Genomic DNA, 19,859 nt, shown 5'->3' with positions numbered 1-19,859 from the left:
CCAACCGGGTTTGGCCCAGCGGGGCTGGGGTTCAGGCGGGTGTGGATGGCGGTGAAGCTACAATTTTTGTAGGTCGCTACAAACAACATGAGTGCTTGCGCGAGAGGGGCGATTCGGGGATTGATGCGCGCACATCCAGTTCAAGGAATGGCCTCATGTCGAGGATTACTGTTGCTCTATTTGCCGCGCTGACGTGCCTTTCGGGCAGCGTTTCAGCGGACGGCATCACCGGTGAGGCGGGGGCTGGCCTCAGCTATCAGCCCCACGATCCGACCGGTAGCCGCTACGAAACCCGGCCGGTGCCTTACCTCGATCTGGATTGGGGCGATGTCAGCCTCAGTACGGACGACGGGCTGACCTGGGACGCGCTGAACACCAAGGGTTTCAGCGCCGGACCGTTCGTGAATTACCTGCCGGGGCGCACGTCCAACGGCGAACTGCAGGGGTTGCGCGATGTGCCGGACATGGGCGAGGTGGGGGGCTTTGTGCAGTACGCGCCGGCTGATTTCTGGCGGGTGTTTGCCTCGGTCGGGCAAGCGGTTGGAGGGCGCGGCGGCCAGGGCGGGGTGTTGGGGCGTGTTGGCGGGGAGGTGGGTTATCCACTGGGTGGCGGGGTGATTGGCAGCTCCGGTCTGACCGCGCATTTTGCGGATGCGCGGCAGAGTCAGACGTTCTTCGGCGTCAGTGCCAATGAGTCACAAGCCTCGGGGATTCGGCCGTACAACGCGGGCGGTGGTTTGCAGAATGTGGCGTTGACTCAGAGTTTCGAGTTTCCGCTGGCGCCGCAGTGGTCGTTGTTGACCAGCGCGAGCTGGGTTCACCTGACGGGTTCCGCGGCGGACAGCAGCCTTGTCAAAGAGCTCGGTGAGACCAACCAAGGGGAAGTGCAGGCGGCACTGGCCTACAAGTTCAACTAAGCACTTGTGGCGAGGGAGCTTGCTCCCGCCGGGTCGCGAAGCGGCCCCCAAACTTGGCAAGTCATTCTTCCAGAAATACCTCGCCAGCCTGTTTTACGACTGCTGCGCAGCCGAACGGGAGCAAGCTCCCTCGCCACAGGAATTGCGGTGATTTTCAGGTTTCTTCGCCTTCGGCCAGCAACGCAATCCCCCCCATGATCACCGCCACCCCCACCCAGTGCAGCACGCTGATCTGCTCGCCCAGCCCCAGCCACGAACCGAGCAACACCCCGACAAACACCAGCGAACTCAGCGGGAACGCCAAGGACAGACTGCTGCGCCGCAAGATCAGCATCCACACGAAAAACGCCCCGATGTAGCAGGCAATCGCAAACCACACCCCGGGATTGACCGCCACAGCCAGCAGCCATTGCAGGTTGAAATCCATCTGCCCCAGCTGGTCTCCACCGACCTTGGTGGCGATCTGGCCGGCGCTTTCAAAACCGATCAACAACGCCCACAGCACCACCGTACCGAGGCGTTCATGCAGCCAGTCGGTCTTGTTCCTGATCATCGCTTTTGCCTCATGCATGGGTGACACACACGAGCATCACGCCCGCCGTAATCACTAAAGTGCCGAGCCAGCGCCGCCGGCTGACGGTCTCGCTGAGGATCAGTTTGCCGGCCAGCACCACGCCGCAGTACGCCAGCGCCGCCGCTGGAAACAACAGGCTCAGCGGCGCCCGGGACAGGGCTTCGAGCCAGACGAAAAATTCGATTACGTAGGCGCCGATCCCGCACCACAGCAGCGGCGCGTTGAATACCTGGCCCCAGAACGCATTCAGGCGAAACCCGCCTTCGAGCTCTGGTAAACGATCCAGGCCGAGCTTGAAACAGAGCTGGCCGATGACGTCCAGCACAATGGAAAACGCCACCAGCACAATCACGGTGAAGGTCATGGAAACAACTCCTCGAACAGATCGATCAACGCCTGGTTGGTCGTCGCGTTGCGCAGCAGATCCGCTTCGCTCCAGCGTTCGGCCGGGGGCTGGTCCGATTTGGCTTCCCAGCGCTTGAGGGCGTTGCTGAAGGCCGGTCGGGCGTACTCACCGCAGATGTCGATGCCGAGGATTCGCTTGCTGGCCGCCAAGGCTCTGATGGCTTGCAGCAAGTGGCTCAAGCGCATGCCGCCCTGGTCCCAATTGGTCGCCGCGTCTTCGCAGGCCAATACATCCTTGTCGAGGGTGATCCACACTGCGCGGGTGGGCAGGCTGGCGATCATCTGTTCGAGAAACACCGGCCAGTCGAGCTCCGCCAGATTGCGCCAGTGCAGCAGGTTTTCCTGCTGTCGATGGCCAGCGCCGTCACCGACCCGGCCCCACACTTTCGAGGGCGGGCGCTGCCACGGAAACAGCTGCAACACGCCGCGTTTGAGCGCCCGGACATTGCCGCCCTTGAGCTGTGGATTCTGCAGGTCGTCGCTGCACGGGCCGAGGGTGACGATGCGCTGGATGTTCGGCAGTTTCAGTGCCTGATTGACCCACGAACCGCAATGCCGACGGGGGGCGAAGCGGACCCAGTCGGGGTGGTTGTCGAAGTGGATCAGGCTTGCCGGCTCCGGCAAATCAGTCAGAAATGCCGGGGTCAGATGGTGGTAATCACCGGAACCGACGAAGAAGATTTCCGGTTGCGGGCCGCTGTGCCGGGGCCGTTGCTGCAAGCGTTCGGCGAACCGCCGCCAGGTCCGTTCGCTGGACCACAGCCGCAGTTTCGGGCCGAGGTCGAGCAAGTCGAGGCGTTTGGCACGGCCGCTTTCCAGCAGTCGCGAGATGGGCGCCTGGGCCGTCAGGCTGTGGTCGAGATCTAAAATGTTCAAGGTCGCAATTCACCCTTGGCAGACCCTCCCAGACACCGGCTTCATCCATCATGAACGCCGGCCGAGGGGGCTTTTGGGGGTAAATGCAAGGGGCGGGCCAGCCGTCTGCTGCACTGAAATTCATTGTGGCGAGGGAGCTTGCTCCCGCTGGGCTGCGAAGCAGCCCCTAAGCGGTCAAGGAGGTTTTTCTGCTGAAACTCGATTGCAGGTAATGGGGTTGCTTCGCAACCCAGCGGGAGCAAGCTCCCTCGCCACAGGGGGGGGATGGTCAAGCGTGGAGGCGGACCCAGACGGTGACGAGGACGGTGGCCGCCATCAGCCACGCCACTGCCGCGATGGCGAGCGACGCTTCAAGCCGCATCCGGTCGACCATCACGTACAACGTCGCCAGGTAAACGAAGTACGGAATGATCGACCACATCCCGAACACGATGGTGGTCTTTAAATCCTCCAGCGAACGCCCCTTGCCGACGATGTAATGCGCAATCAGCGCAAAGGTCGGAAACAGCGGCACCAGGCCTGCGATGTAATAGTTTCGGGTCTTGGCCAGTGCCGCGAGGATGACGACCACCGCCGCCCCCAGCGCTGCTTTGAGGATCAGGTCCATCAGTGGCTCAGCCCGTATTTCTTCACTTTGTCGAACAGCGTGGTCTTGGCCATTCCCAGTTCCAGGCTGGCCTGGGTCAGGTTGCCGCCGCTGCGTTGCAAGGCGTCGCTGAGCAGGTTGCGTTCGAACGCTTCCACTGCTTCGGCGAAGGCCAGACCCTGATTGCTGCCACTGGTGCCGGATTTCTTGAAGGCCGGCAGGCCAAGGGCAAAACGCTCGGCGACGTTGCGCAGTTCGCGCACGTTGCCCGGCCAGTCGTGGCTCATCAGGTTCGACAGGGTCTGGTTGTCCAGTTCCGGCACGGCGCGGTCGAAGCGCAGGGACGACTGCTGCAGGAAGTGTTCGAACAGTTGCAGGATGTCTTCGCGACGTTCGCGCAAGGGCGGCAATTCGAGGGTCACCACGTTCAAGCGGTAATACAGGTCGCTACGAAACTCGCCGGCCTTGCTCGACTCGTCGAGGTCGGACTTGGTCGCGGCAATCACCCGGCAATCCACGGCCACGCTCTGGTTCGAACCCAGGCGTTCGAGGGTGCGCTCCTGCAACACCCGCAGCAGTTTGATCTGCAAGGGCAGGGGCATGCTTTCGACTTCATCCAGGAACAGCGTGCCGCCGTCGGCGTGTTCGATCTTGCCGATCCGTCGTTTACCGGCGCCGGTGAACGCGTTGGCTTCATGGCCGAAGATCTCGCTTTCGAACAGGTTCTCCGGCAGGCCGCCGCAGTTCAGCGCGACGAATTGCTTGGTGTGGCGGCGACTGAAGTCGTGCAGGCAGCGCGCAACCAATTCCTTGCCGGTGCCGGTTTCGCCTTCGATCAGCACGTTGGCCGAGGTATCGGCGACGTTGGCGATCAGTTCGCGTAGGTTCTGCATGGCCGGCGAGCGGCCGATGATGCGGCCTTCGAGGGAATCGCGCTCCGCCAGTTGCCGGCGCAACGAAGACACTTCCCGGGCCAGGCTGCGTTGCTCCAGCGCGCGGCGGGCGACGTCCACCAGGCGTTCCGGGGAGAAAGGTTTCTCCATGAAGTCATAGGCGCCTTTCTGCATTGCGCCGACGGCCATGGAGATGTCGCCGTGGCCGGTGATCAGCACCACCGGCAAGCTGCGATCGCGCGCCTTGAGCCGGGTCAGCAGTTCCAGGCCGTCGATGCCCGGCAGACGGATGTCGCTGATGACGATGCCGGCAAAATTGTCGCCAACCCGCTCCAGCGCTTCTTCGGCGCTGCCCACGCCCACGCAGGGAATGTCTTCCAGGGTCAGCGCCTGTTGGCAGCCGAGCAGCACATGGGGGTCGTCTTCGACGATCAGCACACTAAGGTCGTTGTTCATATTGGCTCGGCGTGAGTGGGGCTTACCAACGGTAAACTGAGGACGAAGGTGGTGCCACCGCTGGCCGGGTGTTCGACACCCAGGTGCCCGCCGGTGGCGGCGGCCAGACTGGCGGAAAGTGTCAGGCCCAGGCCCAGGCCTTGTTCGCCGGGTTTGGTGGTGAAGAACGGTTCGAACAAATGCTTGCGTGCTTCGGCGTCGATACCGTGGCCGTTGTCGCGCACGCGCAGGCGATATTTGCCATCAAATGCTTCGCCTTCCAGCCACAACTCGGGCAACGGTTGTGCCTGCATGGCATCGAGGGCATTGCCGATCAGGTTGACCAGGATCTGCTCGAGACGGGTCTGGTCGATCTGCACCTGCACGTCTTTGAAGTCACGATGCAGTTGCAGATGGACACTTTCCACGCGACCTCCCAGCAGTTGCAACGCGGCATCTACCGCTTTGCCAAGGCACGCCTGGCCCTTGTCGTCACCGCGACGGGCGAAGGAGCGCAGGCTGGCGGTGATCCGGCCCATGCGGTCGATCAATTCGTTGATGGTCTTCAGGTTGGTGCTGGCCACGTCCAGTTGACCGCGTTCGAGAAAACGCACGGTATTGCCGGACAAGGTGCGCAGCGCCGCCAGCGGCTGGTTCAGTTCGTGGGCGATGCTGGTCGACATCTGGCCGATGGCGGCGAGTTTTCCGGCCTGCACCAGCTCATCCTGGGCGCGGCGCAACGTCTCTTCAGCCTGACGCCGTTCGCGGATCTGCCCCTTGAGGCGTTCGTTGCTGGCGCGCAGGTCCGTGGTGCGTTCGGTAATCCGACGCTCCAGTTGATTGTTGGCTTGCTGCAGGGCTTCACGGGCGGCGAGGCGGGTGGCGATCACCTTGCGCCGCTCGTTCCAGGCAATCAGCAGGAACGCCACCAGGGCAAACGCCACTGCCACCAGAATCCCTTGATTGATCGCTTCACGGCGCAAATCCTGGAGCGGCGTGAGCAGGGTGAAGTTCCACGGGGTGTCGCTCAGGGGGCGGGTCTGCGAGAGGTAGCTGATGTCCTCTTCGTCTGACTCCACTTCACTGTTGGCGGGGAAGGTCAGTTTTTCTTCACCTTCGGCCAGTTTTTCCCGGGCCAGTGGCTGCAATTCGTTCAGCGGGAACCAGTAGTACTGCAGGCTGCGGGCCAGTTTTTCCTTGGTTTCTTCGCTCAACGGAACCACCGATTTGAGCCGTCGCGCGGGATCGCTGGACAGAATGATGATGCCGTTCTCGTCGCTGACAAAGGCTTCGAGGCGCGCACGCTGCCAGCGTTCTTCCATGGCTTCCAGGCGGACTTTGACCACCGCGACGCCGATGATTTTGCCGTGTTCTTCCAGGCCGTGGGCCAGGTAGTAACCGGGTTCGCCGCTGGTGCTGCCGATCCCGTAGAAGCGCCCCGGTTGACCGCGCACGGCGTTCTGGAAATAGGCGCGAAAGGACAGGTCTTCGCCCAGGTAACTGTCGACATCGCGCCAGTTGCTGGTGGCCATGACGCGGCCGGTGGTGTCCATCACGTAGATGGCCCGACTGCGGCTCCGCCGGTTCAGGCCTTCGAGGTAATCATTGACCGTCTGCCGGTGTTCCGGTGACGGGTTGGCCAGCAGTTTTGAAACACTGGATTCAAGTTCCAGCAGGCTGGGCAGGTAGGTGTACTTGCTGATCTCGCTCTCGACGGCGCGGGCGTGCAGTTCAAGCTGACGCTGGCCGTTCTCGCTGAGGCTGCGAATCCCGTAGTGCTCACTGACCCAGAAGCCGAGGTAACCCAATCCGATCATCAGGGCGATGACCAGGGGGGGCAGGAACAGATGGCGAATCAGACGGGGTTTCACGGCGAGTGATGGCGGCGCAGCGCGATAGAGAGTGGGGTCGCATTTCATCACAGATGCCTTGGGTCAACCACAACACTTACTTGTAAATCGCCGCGGACCCTTGTGGGAGCAGGCTCGCTCCCACAGGGGGGCGGTGGTAGAACTTAGTGCTGCAGAATCTTGTTAAGGAAGTGCTGTGTACGCTCGGCGCGGTGGGTGATATCGCCGAAGAAGTCCTCTTTCTTGCAGTCTTCGATGATTTTGCCCTGGTCCATGAAAATCACGCGATCCGCCACTTTGCGGGCAAAGCCCATTTCGTGGGTCACGCACATCATGGTCATGCCTTCGTGGGCCAGTTGCACCATCACGTCGAGCACTTCGTTGACCATTTCAGGGTCCAGCGCCGAGGTCGGTTCGTCGAACAGCATGACGATCGGGTCCATCGCCAGCGCACGGGCAATTGCCACACGCTGTTGCTGGCCACCGGAGAGCTGGCCCGGGTGCTTGTGGGCGTGAGCCGAGAGGCCAACGCGCTCAAGCAGTTGCAGGCCTTTCTTGGTGGCTTCTTCCTTGCTGCGGCCCAACACCTTGATCTGCGCAATGGTCAGGTTTTCGGTGATGGTCAGGTGCGGGAACAGTTCGAAATGCTGGAACACCATGCCGACGCGCGAACGCAGTTTCGGCAGGTTGGTCTTCGGGTCGGCGATGGACGTGCCATCGACCACCACGTCGCCTTTCTGGAACGGTTCCAGGGCGTTGACGCATTTGATCAGGGTGGATTTGCCGGAACCGGACGGCCCGCACACCACGATCACTTCGCCTTTTTTGACCTCGGTGCTGCAATCAGTCAGTACCTGGAAGTCGCCATACCACTTGTTGACTTGCTTGATAGAGATCATACGGCAAACCTTTTTTGCAGACGCTTGACCAGCAGCGAGGCGGCAAAGCTGATTGTGAAGTACGTGAGACCTGCAAAGATCAGGAACTCATTGGAGCGACCGATGATGTCGCCACTGGCACGGGAAGCATTGAGGAAGTCCACCAGGCCGACCGCGTAGACCAGCGAAGTGTCCTGGAACAGGATGATGCTCTGTTGCAGCAGCAGCGGGGTCATCTTGCGGAACGCTTGCGGCAGGATGATCAAACGCATCATCTGGCCATACGTCATGCCCAAAGCCTGGGCAGCCCCCATCTGGCCCTTGGGAATCGACTGCACGCCGGCCCGGACGATTTCGCAGAAGTACGCCGCTTCGAACATCATGAAGGCCACGATGCAGGAGGCGAACGCGCCGATCGGGGTGTCTTCGCCAGTGATCCAGCGCAGCACGAACGGCACCGCCAGGTAGAACCAGGTGATGACCAGCAGCAGCGGGATCGAACGGAAATAGTTGACGTAGGCGCCAGCCAGGTTCGACAGCAGTTTGCTGTGGGACAGACGGCACAGCGCAAGGATGGTGCCGAGGATGATCCCGCCGACGACGCCCAGCGCCATCAGTTGCAGGGTCATGACCATGCCGTTCCACAAGCCCGGCAGGGACGGAACGATACCCGAGAAGTCGAATTCCATCATTTACCCCCTACGGAGATCAGGCCCGGTACGGCGACTTTCTTCTCGACCCCACGCATCAGCAGCATCAGGCTCATGTTCAGGGTGAAGTAGATCAGGGTGGCCAGGGTGAACGCTTCGAACAAGTTGGCGGAGAACTCGGCGGTCTGTTTGGTCTGCGCGAGCAACTCCATCAGGCCGATCAGCGACGCCACGGAGGAGTTCTTGAACACGTTCAGGAATTCCGAGGTAAGCGGCGGAATGATGATCCGGTAGGCCTGGGGCAGCAGCACGTTCCAGTAGATCTGCGGCAGTTTGAAACCCATGGCGCGAGCGGCGGCTTCCTGGCCGCGAGGCAGCGCCTGGATGCCGGTACGCACTTGTTCGCATACACGAGCAGCGGTGAACAGGCCCAGGCAAACGACGACGCTGAGGAAAGCCGAGGTGGTCGGGTTCAGGTCCTGTTTGTACCAGTCCTGCAGGTTTTGCGGCAGCAGATCGGGCACCAGGAAGTACCAGATGAACAGCTGAACCAGCAGCGGCACATTACGGAAGAGTTCGACGTAGCAGGTCGCGATGCCCGATACGATGCGATTCGGCACGGTGCGCATGACACCCAGAATCGAGCCCAACAGCAGCGCGATGATCCAGGCGGCGACGGCGATGGCAATGGTCCAGCCCAAACCGGAGAGGTACCAGTCGAGATAAATCTCACTGCCCACGCCGGTGGACTTGAAGAACACGCTCCAGTCCCAGTTGTAATTCATTAGGGTCTCCCCTCAGATCGTTCGATGTACAAGTGCCCGCTTGGGGAAGCTCCGTTCCCGCCCGACTCTGATGGTCAGGCACACACGAGCGGCTCGACAACCACCGGTTCGAGTGTTTCCAAAAATGCCAGCAGGGAGTGACTATCCCCTGAAAGGGCAGTGGCCCTCTCAGGAGATAAGGTTAGTCAGAATTCAGGACTTTTTTTCTACAGGCTTGTCGTCAGCCGCTTTATCGGTCGGATTGGCGATCAGGGCCTTGAGCTCGTCGCTCATCGGGAAGTTCAGGTTCAGGCCTTTAGGCGGGATTGGCTGCATGAACCATTTTTCGTAGATCTTGTTGATCTCGCCCGAAGCGTAGGTTGCCTTGATGGCGTCATCCACCGCCTTCTTGAACGGCTCGTCGCCTTTGCGAACCATGCAGCCGTAGATCTCGTAGGACTGTGGAGTACCAGTCACGGCCCAGTCATCCGCCTTCTTGGCTTTGGCTGCTTCACCGGCCAGCAAGGCGTCGTCCATCATGAAAGCCACGGCGCGGCCGGTTTCCAGCATCTGGAAGGATTCGCCATGGTCTTTGGCGGAGATGACGTTCATGCCCATCTGCTTGTCGGCGTTCATCGACTTGATGATGCGCTCGGACGTGGTGCCCGCGGTAGTCACGACGTTTTTGCCTTTCAGGTCGCCGAAGTCCTTGTACGCGGAGTCTTTCTTGGAAAGAAGACGCGTACCGATTTCGAAAATGCCGACGGAGAAGGCAACTTGCTGCTGACGTTCCACGTTGTTGGTGGTGGAACCGCACTCGACGTCCACGGTGCCGTTCTGCACCAGCGGGATACGGGTTTGCGAGGTCACGAGGTTGTATTTGACCTGGAGGTTGGGCATGTCCAGGTCTTTCTTGATGGCTTCGACGATTTTCAGCTGGATATCGTGGGAGTAGCCGACCGGTTTGCCGGAAGCATCAGCGATATAGGAAAACGGGATGGAAGCGTCACGATGCCCGAGGGTGATCACACCGGACTCTTTGATCTTCTTCAGTGTGCCGGTGAGTTCGGCAGCGAAAACTGGAGTGCTAATCAGAGCGGCAGCAATGGCTGCGCCCAGGATATGGGGAACGATGCGCATCAAATTTTCCTCGACATTGTTTTTTTTATGGAGCCAGTTCATCGGCCCTTTTGTGCTTCGAATGCCTGACGGCTCCTGAAGTGGGTGCGCAACAGGCATTCGTCCAAGAGTGTAGAGCATGACTCGTGCCAGGCCAGGCGAGTCAAATCAAGTTATTGATTTATAAGGGTATTAAATATTTATGGCGTTCTTTTTTTGTGAAGGATAATCCGGTTAACCGAATCGACCGACAGGTCGTGTTCGGAAAACCGAATAGTGTTTGAGGCTGCCAGCTGATTATCGAAAATCAGCTTTCCTGGCTTAGCGGCGTTTCATGCAGGTAGATCCACTGGGCGTTGCGGTGATGCAGATCAATGATCGCCACCGAAACCCTTGAGCTTTCGCGCTGGTCGAGGCGATGGGTTTCCTTGTAGCGGATCGCCACGCTGTGGCCTTCCTGCCAGACCGTTTGCAGGTCGCTGATGGTGATCTCCAGACCTGGCTTGGCGCCGATTGCACCCTTGAACATCTGTTCGACCGTCGCCCGGCTGACGATGGTGGCCGAGGTGGTGACCATGCTGAAGTGCTCGGCGAATGCCGACATCAGCGGCTCGAGCATGGCCTGTCCCTGACCGTTTGCATCGGAGAACAGGGTTTGAATCAACTCGTGCACGTGATGAACGCTGTGGTGCGCCAGTTCAACTATTTCGTTGTGCATGACAGTCCTTTTGAGTGTTCAACTGACTCAGTTGAAAGAGTGGAAACAGACCCGCCAGCGCGGCGATGGCGAAGGTCGCGTGATAGGCCTGGGTGGTATCGAAGTGCTTCAAGAGCAGGTTGAAAACCATCAGGAACAGGGCGGCACCGATGCTGAATGACATCTGTCGGTTGATGTTCCAGATGACACTGGCCTTGTGCATGTCATTGCCCTCGAAGTCCATCAGCGATGTGGTTTGTGCGGTGTTGGCACCGATGCCACCGCCAATCCCCATCAAGCTGTAGGCGATGACTATTACCCAGAGGTCCGAGGGATCGTTGACCATTAACAGGGTGGCAATGCCGGCGCTGTGCAACAGCATGCCGAGGGCAAACAACCGTTTGGCGCCCATCCGGTTGTAGGTCCGGCTACAGATCAACATCGCGATGAATGCGCCGATGGCGTAGAGGATCATGAACATCCCAGTCAGTCGGGCGCTGAAGTGCAGGGTGTTTTGCAGGAAGAAGATGCTCATCAGGTTGACCCCCGTGAACACACCGGGAATCGCGTAATAGATAAAGATGGAGGTGCTGAGTTTTTTGCTTTTGAGCAGGCTCAGTTCAATGATCGGGTTTTTGCAGCGGCGGTAGTGCAGCCCGTACAGCAGGACAAACGTAACGCCGGCCGTGACGAAGAGGGCGGCCACCCAGGCCGGAGCGTCGCCGCCATACAACGACATGCCCATCAACAGGCTGCCGAGTGCGGCGCTGACCAGCAGCAAACCCTTGATGTCGGGCCGGGGCAAACTTGTCGGCCGCGCTTCGTTGATCCAGAACCAGGACAGCAAAGCCGCGATCAGCGAGAACGGGATGTTGCTGTAGAACACCCAGCGCCAGGAACTGCTGTCGACGATGATGCCGCCGATGGTCGGTGAAATGGCGGGCGCTATCAGGGCAACAGCCATGACCAACGTGGATATTTTCGCCCGCTGCTCACCCTTGAACAGGTTGAATGTCAGTGCCTGGCCGACTGGAATCAACAGACCGCCGCCCATCCCCTGGACGAAGCGCCAGATCACCAGCTCGTTGAAACTGTCCGCCAGCCCGCACATCCACACGGAGGCTGTGAACAGGATCATCGAGGCGGTGAGGATTTCCCGACTGCCAAAACGACCGGCCAGCCAGGTGCTGACCGGGATGATCAGTGTCAGCCCCAGAATATAAGCGTTAGCCACCCAGGCAACGTCTGAAGTACTAACGTGCAGCGCCGCCGATAGAGTCGGTAGTGCGACCGCCGATATAAAGATGTTAATGCAGTCTATAAAAAAGCCGATGAGAAATATCAGTGCAACTTTGTAGCGATAGGTCATGTTGTTTCCCCTTTGTCGCAAAGCATAGGGGCGATGGACTTGAACTGTCGATACGACTATCCTTGAAACAATGTTTGACGGGATTGAACAGTGAGCTCTATTGCTATGCACACTCATCTTAATCGGGTACAGACATTTCTGGCGGTGGTCGATTTTGGTTCTTACACCAAGGCCGCCAATTACCTGAATATCAGCAAAGCCATGGCCAGCCTGCATGTCAAGGCGCTGGAGGATGTGCTGTCTGCAACGTTGTTGATTCGAAGTACCCGAAATATCTCCCTCACGGAAATAGGTCAGGATTTTTATGAATCGTTCAAAGGTATTGTCGCGGACATCGATAGTGCCTTCGATAATGTATTGAAAGGTCATAACCGTGTCACCGGAAAGTTGCGGTTAAGTTCCACCATAGAATACGGCGAGGCTTATATCCTTCCGTTGATACCGCAATTTATAGAGCGCTATCCGGAAATAAAACTTTGCTATGACTTTAACTCTTCACTCAATGATCTGGTGGCGGAAAAGTTAGACCTGGTTATTCGTCTGGGCAACTTGGCAGACTCGGCTTTCAAGAGTCGTAAGCTGGCGGATTATGAAATTGTCCTGGTGGCTACGCAGACGTTCCTTGCGCGTCACCCGGTGCAAACGCCTCAGGACCTGAACTCGGTGCCGTGGATCGCCAACAGCAACCTGCAGGCACCGACCCAGTGGACGTTGCGTCATCCGCAATCAGGGGCTGTCGAGATCAACGGGATCAATCAGTTTGAATCCAACTCTTCCACGGCCATTCGCTCCATGACGTTGTCGTCGCTGGGCGTCTCGGTGCTGCCCGCCTGGATGGTCAAGGACGACATCGCCAGCGAGCGGCTGATTCGCCTGTTGCCCGACTATTCGCTGCCTTCGCAGTCCGTCAACGTGGTGTTTCCCAACAGCCCGCATTTGCCCCACAAAACGAGGGCGTTCATTGATTTCCTGTTGCTGCATCTGGCGCAATGAGCGCCTGCAAAAAAGCCCCTGAATCGTCGGATTCAGGGGCTTTCATTTAAACGGATGGCGATCAGGCCGCTTCGATCTTGCTGCGGTTCTGCTCGACCTTGCTCAGGTAATCCACCAGTTTCTGCTGTTCCGCCGGGGTAGTGAACAAGCCCAATTTGCTGCGGCGCCACAGAATGTCATGGGCGGTGGTTGCCCACTCTTCGCTGCACAGGTAATCGACTTCGCGGGTGTAGAGACCGCCGCCAATGTGGTCGCCCAGGTCGTTGAGGTTCTGCACGCCTTCCATCATGCGCCAGGTGCGGCTGCCATAGGTGGTTGCCCAGCGGCGTGAGATTTCAGTCGGAACCCAGTCGAACTTGTCGCGAATCAGCGAGCTCAGCGCCTGCGGGGTGGTCATGTCTTCGCCGCCCGGCAGGGTGGCGCTGGCAGTCCAGCTTGGCTTGATGTGCGTGAAGTACGGCGCCAATTGTGCCAGCGCCGACTCGGCCAGTTTGCGGTAGGTGGTCAGCTTGCCGCCGAACACCGACAGCAACGGCGCTTCTTCGCCAGTGCCCGAGAGCGCCAGGGTGTAGTCGCGGGTGACGGCTGACGGGTTGTCGGATTCGTCGTTGCACAGCGGACGGACGCCGGAATAGCTGTGCAGGATATCGTCGCGGCTGATCTGCTTCTTGAAGTGGGCGTTGACCACTTTCAGCAGGTAATCGGTTTCGCCTTCGGTGATCGCCACTTTGGCCGGATCGCCGGTGTACTCGCGGTCGGTGGTGCCGATCAGGGTGAAGTGATTGAGGTACGGAATGGTGAAGACGATGCGCTGATCTTCGTTTTGCAGAATGTGCGCGTGTTCGCCTTCATACAGTTTCGGCACGATCAGGTGGCTGCCCTGAATCAGGCGAATGCCGTAGGGTGATTCCATCTTCAGGTCATCACGAATGAACTTGGCGACCCAAGGGCCGGCGGCGTTCACCAGCGCTTTGGCGCGGATCGAAAACAGGCTGCCGTCGGCGCGTTCCAGGTGCAGATGCCACAGGCCCTTGGTACGACGGGCGCTGACGCAGCGGGTCTGGGTGTGAACGTGGGCGCCTTTCTCGCGGGCGGCCATGGCGTTCAGCACCACCAGGCGCGCATCGTCGACCCAGCAATCGGAGTATTCGAAGCCTTTGGTGATTTCGCTTTTCAGCGGGCTGTCCGGACCGAACTTCAGGCTTTTCGAGCCTTCGAGTTTTTCCCGCTTGCCGAGGTTGTCATACAGGAACAGGCCGGCGCGGATCATCCAGGCTGGACGCAGGTGCGGACGGTGCGGCAACACGAAGCGCATTTGCTTGACGATGTGCGGCGCCTTGGCCAGCAGCACTTCGCGTTCGGCGAGGGCTTCGCGTACCAGGCGGAATTCGTAATGTTCGAGGTAGCGCAAGCCGCCGTGGATCAGCTTGCTGCTGGCCGACGAAGTGTGGCTGGCCAGGTCATCTTTTTCGCAAAGGAACACCGAAAGGCCGCGACCGGCGGCATCCGCTGCGATCCCAACGCCATTGATCCCACCACCGATGACGGCGATGTCGTAGACCTCAGCGAGAGGGGGCGTAGGCAAGGTAGAAGTGGGCATCGGCTGGCCTCGGGCTCTTTTGATTTTCTGTATTGGAATTCGAACATTAATGTTCATTTGCGAAAATGGTAGCCCATAAAGCCGCCCACAGCCAGTCAACTTCGATTGAAAATACTGATCGAAGGACCGAGAAAGGAAAATATACGAACATTAAATGAGGGGGGTGGAGGCTTTTGTGGCGAGGGAGCTTGCTCAGCAGACGCAAATCAGTCGACACGCTCTTCCTGAAATACAACGATTACCGGTTTCAGGGCTGCTTCGCAGCCCAGCGGGAGCAAGCTCCCTCGCCACAAGGGAGCGCGCTGTTTGGAAAGGGTTATACGACTTCCAGCCGAATCTTGTGCTGACTCAGCAGCTGCGCGAGCGCCGGCGAAGGTTGTTGGTCGGTGACCAGGCAATCAATCAGGCTGATCGGCCCCAGGCGAATCATGGCGTTGCGCCCGAATTTGCTGGAGTCAGCCGCCAGAATGACCTTCCGGGCGTTGGCGATGATCGCCTGGGATACCCGCACTTCCTGATAATCGAAGTCCAGCAGGCTGCCGTCTTCATCGATACCGCTGATGCCGACCAAGGCAAAGTCGACTTTGAACTGGTTGATGAAATCGACACTCGCCTGGCCGACCACGCCACCGTCGCGCCGCACATTGCCGCCCGTCAGCAGAACGTCGAAGTCGTCCTTGGCGCTGAGCATCGAGGCCACGTGCAGGTTGTTGGTGATGATTTTCAAGTGGTTGTGGTTGAGCAGCGCCCGGGCAATCGATTCGGTGGTAGTCCCGATATTGATGAACAGCGAGGCGTGATCCGGGATCTGAGCCGCAATGGCTTCACCGATACGCTGCTTCTCATCGCGCATCTGGTCGGCGCGCATGGCGTAGGCGGTGTTCTCGACACTGGAATCGTAGGCTGCGCCGCCATGGTAGCGACGCAACAAATTGGCTTCCGCGAGCTGATTGATATCGCGGCGGATGGTTTGCGGTGTAACGACGAACAGCGTAGCCATTTCCTCGATGCTGACATAGCCGCGTTCGCGGACCAGTTCGAGGATTTGCTGCTGACGGGGAGGCAGATTCATGGGGCTTCCTTTGGCTGCCGTGCAAAATTTGCCCATGATGCCGCAGGAATCTGCTCCCTACCAGTTACATACCGATACGAGTACTCAGGTTGGCTTATTCAGCGCCTTCATGTGGTTCCCAGTCGCGGGTGCGGCTGACGGCTTTTTTCCAGCCGGCGTAGAGTTTTTCCTTGGCGGTTTCGTCCAGGGTCGGTTCGAATTCGCGTTCGATCACCGCCTTGCCGCGCAGCTCATCCAGGCTGCCCCAGAAGCCACACGCCAGGCCGGCCAGGTAAGCGGCGCCCAGTGCGGTGGTTTCGCGCATTTGCGGACGCTCGACCTGAGTGCCGAGGATGTCGGCCTGGAACTGCATCAGGAAGTTGTTCGCAACCGCGCCGCCGTCCACGCGCAGGGATTTCAGACGTTCGCCGGAATCCTGTTGCATGGCGTCCAGCACGTCGCGGGTCTGGTAGGCAATCGACTCCAGGGCTGCACGAATAATGTGATCCACACGCACGCCGCGGGTCAGGCCGAACAGGGCGCCACGGGCATACGGGTCCCAGTAAGGCGCGCCGAGGCCGGTGAAGGCTGGCACCAGGTACACGCCGTTGCTGTCCTTGACCTTGTTGGCGAAGTATTCGGTGTCGTGGGCGTCGTTGATGATCTTCAGTTCGTCACGCAGCCACTGAACGGTTGAGCCACCGTTGAACACTGCGCCTTCGAGCGCGTAAGCCACTTCGCCACGCGGGCCGCAGGCGATGGTGGTGAGCATGCCGTGCTTGGACTTCACGGCTTTGTCGCCCGTGTTCATCAGCAGGAAGCAGCCGGTGCCGTAGGTGTTTTTCGCCTGGCCTGGCTCGACGCACATCTGGCCGAACAGGGCGGCCTGCTGGTCGCCGGCGATGCCGCCGATGGCGATGCCGCTTTTGGTGTGGCCGTAGATTTCGGACGAAGATTTAACTTCCGGCAGCATCTCGCGCGGAATATCCAGCACCTCCAGCATCTTCGTGTCCCACTCAAGCGTGTGGATGTTGAAGAGCATGGTGCGCGAGGCGTTGGTGTAGTCGGTGACGTGGACCTTGCCACCGGTAAATTTCCAGATCAGCCAGCTGTCGACGGTGCCGAACAGCAGTTCGCCGTTGCGCGCACGCTCACGGCTGCCCTCGACGTTGTCGAGGATCCACTTGAGCTTGGTGCCGGAGAAGTACGGGTCGGTGACCAGGCCGGTGGTCTCGCTGATGTATTGCTCGTGGCCGTCGCGTTTGAGCTGCTGGCAAATTTCGGTGCTGCGGCGGCATTGCCAGACGATCGCGTTGTAGATCGGGCGGCCGGTGGTCTTGTCCCAGACCACAGTGGTTTCGCGCTGGTTGGTGATGCCGATGGCCGCGACCTGGTCGTGATGCAGGCCGGCTTGAGCGAGGGCCTCGACCATCACGGCACTTTGGGTGGCGAAGATTTCCATCGGGTCGTGTTCGACCCAACCGGCTTGCGGGTAATGCTGGACGAATTCGCGCTGGGCCGTGCAGACCACGTTCGCGTCGCGGTCGAAAATGATCGCGCGGGAGCTGGTCGTACCCTGATCGAGGGCAATGATGTAGTTCTTATTCTGAATGTCGGTCATGTCGATTGCCTTGGACGAAAAAAGGAAGAGAGGTCCGGCGCGTGATCTTATGGGCAGGATCACGCACCTACGGTATCAAGAAGTTCTTGGTTTGCCGTCAATGGCCGGTGTTACGTCCTGTGTAGCAGGTGTGGCGCTGGGCAGATGACGGGCAATCAGCCCGCGATACGCGGCAGCGCCGAGGCAGGCACCGACAATCGGTGCAAAAATCGGAATCAGGAAATACGGGATATCGCGGCCGCCGGTGAGGGAAATTTCACCCCAGCCGGTGAAGAAAGTCATCAGCTTCGGACCGAAATCACGCGCCGGGTTCATCGCGAAACCGGTCAGCGGGCCCATCGAGCTGCCAATCACGGCGATCAGCAAGCCAATCAGCAGCGGTGCCAGCGGCCCTTTTGGCAGGCCATTGTTGTCATCGGTCAGGGACATGATCACGCCCATCAGGATGGCGGTGATGATGACTTCCACCAGGAAAGCCTGGGCGGTGGACAGGGCCGGGTTAGGGAAGGTGGAGAACACCGACGCCAATTCGAGGCTCGCCTGGGTGCCACGGACCATATGGTGAGTTTGTTCGAAATCGAAGAATAGATTGCTGTACAGCGTGTAGACCAAAAATGCGCCGCAGAACGCGCCAGCAATTTGAGCGAGGATATAGAACGGCAGTTTGCGTTTTTCGAAGTCGGCGAAAATGCTCAGTGCGATGCTCACGGCGGGATTGAGGTGAGCTCCGGAAACCCCGGCGGTCAGGTAGATCGCCATGCTCACGCCGACGCCCCAGATGATGCTGATTTCCCACAGGCCAAAGCTGGCACCCGCGACCTTGAGAGCGGCAACACAACCGGTGCCGAAAAAGATAAGCAGTGCAGTGCCCAGAAACTCGGCCATGCATTGGCTTGAGAGCGACGGTTGTTGTAAAGCAGTTGTCATTGAAAACCTCGTTTTTGTTGTTGTCTGGCGCTTCTTTCATCATGGCCAAAGCGCGTTTTCCACCGAGGCAGAATCCCCATCCTGTTCTCGGCCTGCTACTGGGGTGCTGCGATGACACATTCGTACAGTATTCAGATTCGAAAAAATATAGACAAGAAACGCTGCTGTCAAAGGTCGAAAGTGAACTGTCGGTCACAATTCAACTATTAGTCATGTGAATGATCGTATTGTTCACGCGTCCGGCCTGGCACGGACGAACGGTAGCCTGTGCCGTCAAGCCGCTGAAACAGTGGCGCAATAGAGCCTTTTGCCGACCAATGTCCTAGAATCCAGCGCAGGATTTTTCTACTGCCGCCCACTCTGGAGCTGCCATGACCCCCGCATTGGATTTGTTGAAAAAAGTTCGAGCCGAACATCGCGTGCACAGTTATGAACATGATCCAAAGGCTGCGTCCTATGGGCTGGAGGCCGCGGAGAAACTGGGGCTGAACCCGGCGCAGGTGTTCAAGACATTGCTGGCAGCCAGTGAGAAAGGTGAGTTGCTGGTAGCGGTGGTGCCGGTCGTCGGAACTTTGGACTTGAAGCATCTGGCTCACGCGGCGGGCGTGAAAAAAGCCGAAATGGCCGATCCTGCCGCTGCGCAACGCGCGACGGGTTATCTGTTGGGCGGGATCAGTCCGTTAGGGCAGAAGAAGCGCTTGCGCACTTTTATCGATAACTCCGCTCAGCCCTTTGCGACCATTTTCGTCAGCGCCGGCCGGCGCGGTCTTGAGGTTGAATTGGCGCCGGCGGTGCTGGCCGAACACACTCAGGCCAAGTTTGCCGATATCGGCCGCGCCTGAATCAGGGAGAAGGTTATGCAGCTTGAATTTCATCAAGTCGATGCGTTCAGTGATCGTCCGTTCAGTGGTAACCCGGCCATGGTGTATCGGCTCGAGGCGTGGCTAGCCGATGAGTTGATGCAGAAGATTGCCGCCGAACATAACCTCGCCGAAACGGCCTTCGTGGTGCGTGAAGGGCAAGGTTGGCACATTCGCTGGTTTACCCCGACGACCGAAGTGCCATTGTGCGGCCATGCGACCCTGGCCAGTGCGCATGTGTTATTTGACATCTATAAGGAGCCGGTCGAGCGCCTGGACTTCATCTGCAAGTCCGGCCCGTTGAGCGTAAGCCGCGAGGACGGGCGCTTGTGGCTGGATTTTCCGGCCGTCGTGCCATCTGAAGTGGGCGTGACCCTGGATGTCGAGCGCGCCTTGGGCGTCGAAGTGGTCGATGTTCTGGGTTCCAACGAGTTGTTCGTGGTGTTGGAGTCCGAGCAGGCCGTGCTCAACTGCCAGCCAGACATGATCGCCCTGGCCAAGCTGCCGTGGCCGGGTGCAATCGTCACCGCCAAGGGGAGTCAGCATGATTTCGTGTCCCGGTACTTTGCCCCGGCAATCGGCATCAATGAGGACCCGGTGACCGGTTCGACCCATTGCAGCTTGATTCCGTATTGGTCGAAGCGGTTGGGCAAGACGAGTCTCAGCGCTTATCAGTGCTCGAAGCGAGGCGGGGCGTTGTTCTGCCGACTGGAAGGGGACCGGGTGAAGATAGGCGGGAATGCGACGCTGGTTGCGAGCGGAACACTCATTCTCGGTTAACCCAAATTTGATGT

General features: G+C 59.2%; 20 protein-coding genes. 4 read left to right on the top strand and 16 right to left on the bottom strand.

Annotated features, from left to right (window positions below; translation table 11 throughout):
* The first annotated feature begins 155 nt into the window (after positions 1-155).
* Positions 156-917, top strand: a complete 762-nt coding sequence (locus RHP74_RS24870) for a MipA/OmpV family protein (RefSeq protein WP_311096540.1) — start codon at positions 156-158, stop codon at positions 915-917.
* A 154-nt stretch (positions 918-1,071) separates the two neighbouring features.
* Here RHP74_RS24870 and RHP74_RS24865 read toward each other — a convergent pair whose 3' ends face one another.
* The 12 genes from RHP74_RS24865 to RHP74_RS24810 all read right to left on the bottom strand — a co-directional run bounded on the left by RHP74_RS24865 (position 1,072) and on the right by RHP74_RS24810 (position 12,013).
* Entirely contained in the window at positions 1,072-1,470 is a 399-nt protein-coding gene (locus RHP74_RS24865) for a transporter (RefSeq protein WP_010457712.1), read from the bottom strand.
* Between the two features lie 10 nt (positions 1,471-1,480).
* A complete protein-coding gene (locus RHP74_RS24860) occupies positions 1,481-1,855 on the bottom strand; it encodes a transporter (protein WP_311096539.1) in 375 nt (124 codons plus the stop codon).
* A complete protein-coding gene (locus RHP74_RS24855; RefSeq protein WP_083375844.1) occupies positions 1,852-2,772 on the bottom strand; it encodes an arginase in 921 nt (306 codons plus the stop codon). Before RHP74_RS24855 ends, RHP74_RS24860 begins: the two co-directional genes overlap by 4 nt.
* A 268-nt stretch (positions 2,773-3,040) precedes the next feature.
* A complete protein-coding gene (locus tag RHP74_RS24850; protein WP_169857921.1) occupies positions 3,041-3,370 on the bottom strand; it encodes a GlpM family protein in 330 nt (109 codons plus the stop codon).
* 8 nt (positions 3,371-3,378) lie between these two features.
* A complete protein-coding gene (locus RHP74_RS24845) occupies positions 3,379-4,659 on the bottom strand; it encodes a sigma-54 dependent transcriptional regulator (protein WP_229801794.1) in 1,281 nt (426 codons plus the stop codon).
* Between the two features lie 44 nt (positions 4,660-4,703).
* Positions 4,704-6,605: a sensor histidine kinase gene (locus tag RHP74_RS24840; RefSeq protein ID WP_311096538.1), complete on the bottom strand. Its 1,902-nt coding sequence runs from the start codon at positions 6,603-6,605 to the stop codon at positions 4,704-4,706.
* Between the two features lie 95 nt (positions 6,606-6,700).
* Positions 6,701-7,435, bottom strand: coding sequence for an amino acid ABC transporter ATP-binding protein (locus RHP74_RS24835; protein WP_010457705.1), 735 nt, complete (start codon positions 7,433-7,435; stop codon positions 6,701-6,703).
* Positions 7,432-8,103 (bottom strand): amino acid ABC transporter permease, encoded by a 672-nt coding sequence (locus RHP74_RS24830; protein WP_010457704.1) that lies wholly within the window; start codon positions 8,101-8,103, stop codon positions 7,432-7,434. Before RHP74_RS24830 ends, RHP74_RS24835 begins: the two co-directional genes overlap by 4 nt.
* Complete coding sequence (locus RHP74_RS24825; RefSeq protein WP_010457703.1) at positions 8,103-8,849, bottom strand: amino acid ABC transporter permease; 747 nt, start codon at positions 8,847-8,849, stop codon at positions 8,103-8,105. Before RHP74_RS24825 ends, RHP74_RS24830 begins: the two co-directional genes overlap by 1 nt.
* A 192-nt stretch (positions 8,850-9,041) precedes the next feature.
* Positions 9,042-9,968, bottom strand: coding sequence for a glutamate/aspartate ABC transporter substrate-binding protein (locus RHP74_RS24820; protein WP_145308525.1), 927 nt, complete (start codon positions 9,966-9,968; stop codon positions 9,042-9,044).
* A gap of 286 nt (positions 9,969-10,254) precedes the next feature.
* Positions 10,255-10,665 (bottom strand): DUF4440 domain-containing protein, encoded by a 411-nt coding sequence (locus tag RHP74_RS24815; RefSeq protein ID WP_311096536.1) that lies wholly within the window; start codon positions 10,663-10,665, stop codon positions 10,255-10,257.
* Positions 10,646-12,013, bottom strand: coding sequence for an MFS transporter (locus RHP74_RS24810; protein ID WP_311096534.1), 1,368 nt, complete (start codon positions 12,011-12,013; stop codon positions 10,646-10,648). Before RHP74_RS24810 ends, RHP74_RS24815 begins: the two co-directional genes overlap by 20 nt.
* Positions 12,014-12,118: 105 nt before the next feature.
* Here RHP74_RS24810 and RHP74_RS24805 point away from each other — a divergent pair, with 105 nt between their 5' ends.
* Positions 12,119-13,006, top strand: a complete 888-nt coding sequence (locus tag RHP74_RS24805; RefSeq protein WP_311096533.1) for a LysR family transcriptional regulator — start codon at positions 12,119-12,121, stop codon at positions 13,004-13,006.
* A 61-nt stretch (positions 13,007-13,067) separates the two neighbouring features.
* Here RHP74_RS24805 and glpD read toward each other — a convergent pair whose 3' ends face one another.
* The 4 genes from glpD to RHP74_RS24785 form a co-directional block, all read right to left on the bottom strand.
* Positions 13,068-14,606 carry a glycerol-3-phosphate dehydrogenase gene (gene glpD, locus RHP74_RS24800; protein ID WP_010457698.1) on the bottom strand — a complete coding sequence of 513 codons (1,539 nt, stop codon included), beginning with the start codon at positions 14,604-14,606 and terminating at the stop codon, positions 13,068-13,070.
* A gap of 316 nt (positions 14,607-14,922) precedes the next feature.
* Complete coding sequence (locus RHP74_RS24795; RefSeq protein WP_010457697.1) at positions 14,923-15,678, bottom strand: DeoR/GlpR family transcriptional regulator; 756 nt, start codon at positions 15,676-15,678, stop codon at positions 14,923-14,925.
* A 94-nt stretch (positions 15,679-15,772) separates the two neighbouring features.
* Positions 15,773-17,278 carry a glycerol kinase GlpK gene (glpK, locus tag RHP74_RS24790; RefSeq protein WP_311096532.1) on the bottom strand — a complete coding sequence of 502 codons (1,506 nt, stop codon included), beginning with the start codon at positions 17,276-17,278 and terminating at the stop codon, positions 15,773-15,775.
* A gap of 75 nt (positions 17,279-17,353) precedes the next feature.
* Positions 17,354-18,205, bottom strand: coding sequence for an MIP/aquaporin family protein (locus tag RHP74_RS24785; RefSeq protein WP_010457695.1), 852 nt, complete (start codon positions 18,203-18,205; stop codon positions 17,354-17,356).
* Positions 18,206-18,576: 371 nt separating this feature from the next.
* Here RHP74_RS24785 and ybaK point away from each other — a divergent pair, with 371 nt between their 5' ends.
* Together ybaK and RHP74_RS24775 are read left to right on the top strand one after the other, a co-directional pair.
* Positions 18,577-19,047 carry a Cys-tRNA(Pro) deacylase gene (gene ybaK / locus RHP74_RS24780; protein WP_077749898.1) on the top strand — a complete coding sequence of 157 codons (471 nt, stop codon included), beginning with the start codon at positions 18,577-18,579 and terminating at the stop codon, positions 19,045-19,047.
* A 15-nt stretch (positions 19,048-19,062) separates the two neighbouring features.
* Positions 19,063-19,845, top strand: a complete 783-nt coding sequence (locus RHP74_RS24775; RefSeq protein ID WP_010457693.1) for a PhzF family phenazine biosynthesis protein — start codon at positions 19,063-19,065, stop codon at positions 19,843-19,845.
* The last annotated feature ends 14 nt before the right edge of the window (positions 19,846-19,859 follow it).

This window comes from Pseudomonas sp. SG20052 (assembly GCF_031766055.1).
Taxonomy (GTDB): Bacteria; Pseudomonadota; Gammaproteobacteria; order Pseudomonadales; family Pseudomonadaceae; genus Aquipseudomonas; species Aquipseudomonas mandelii.
Note: the sequence above shows the minus strand (reverse complement) of the source record. Positions and strands in the feature narration are given on the sequence as shown.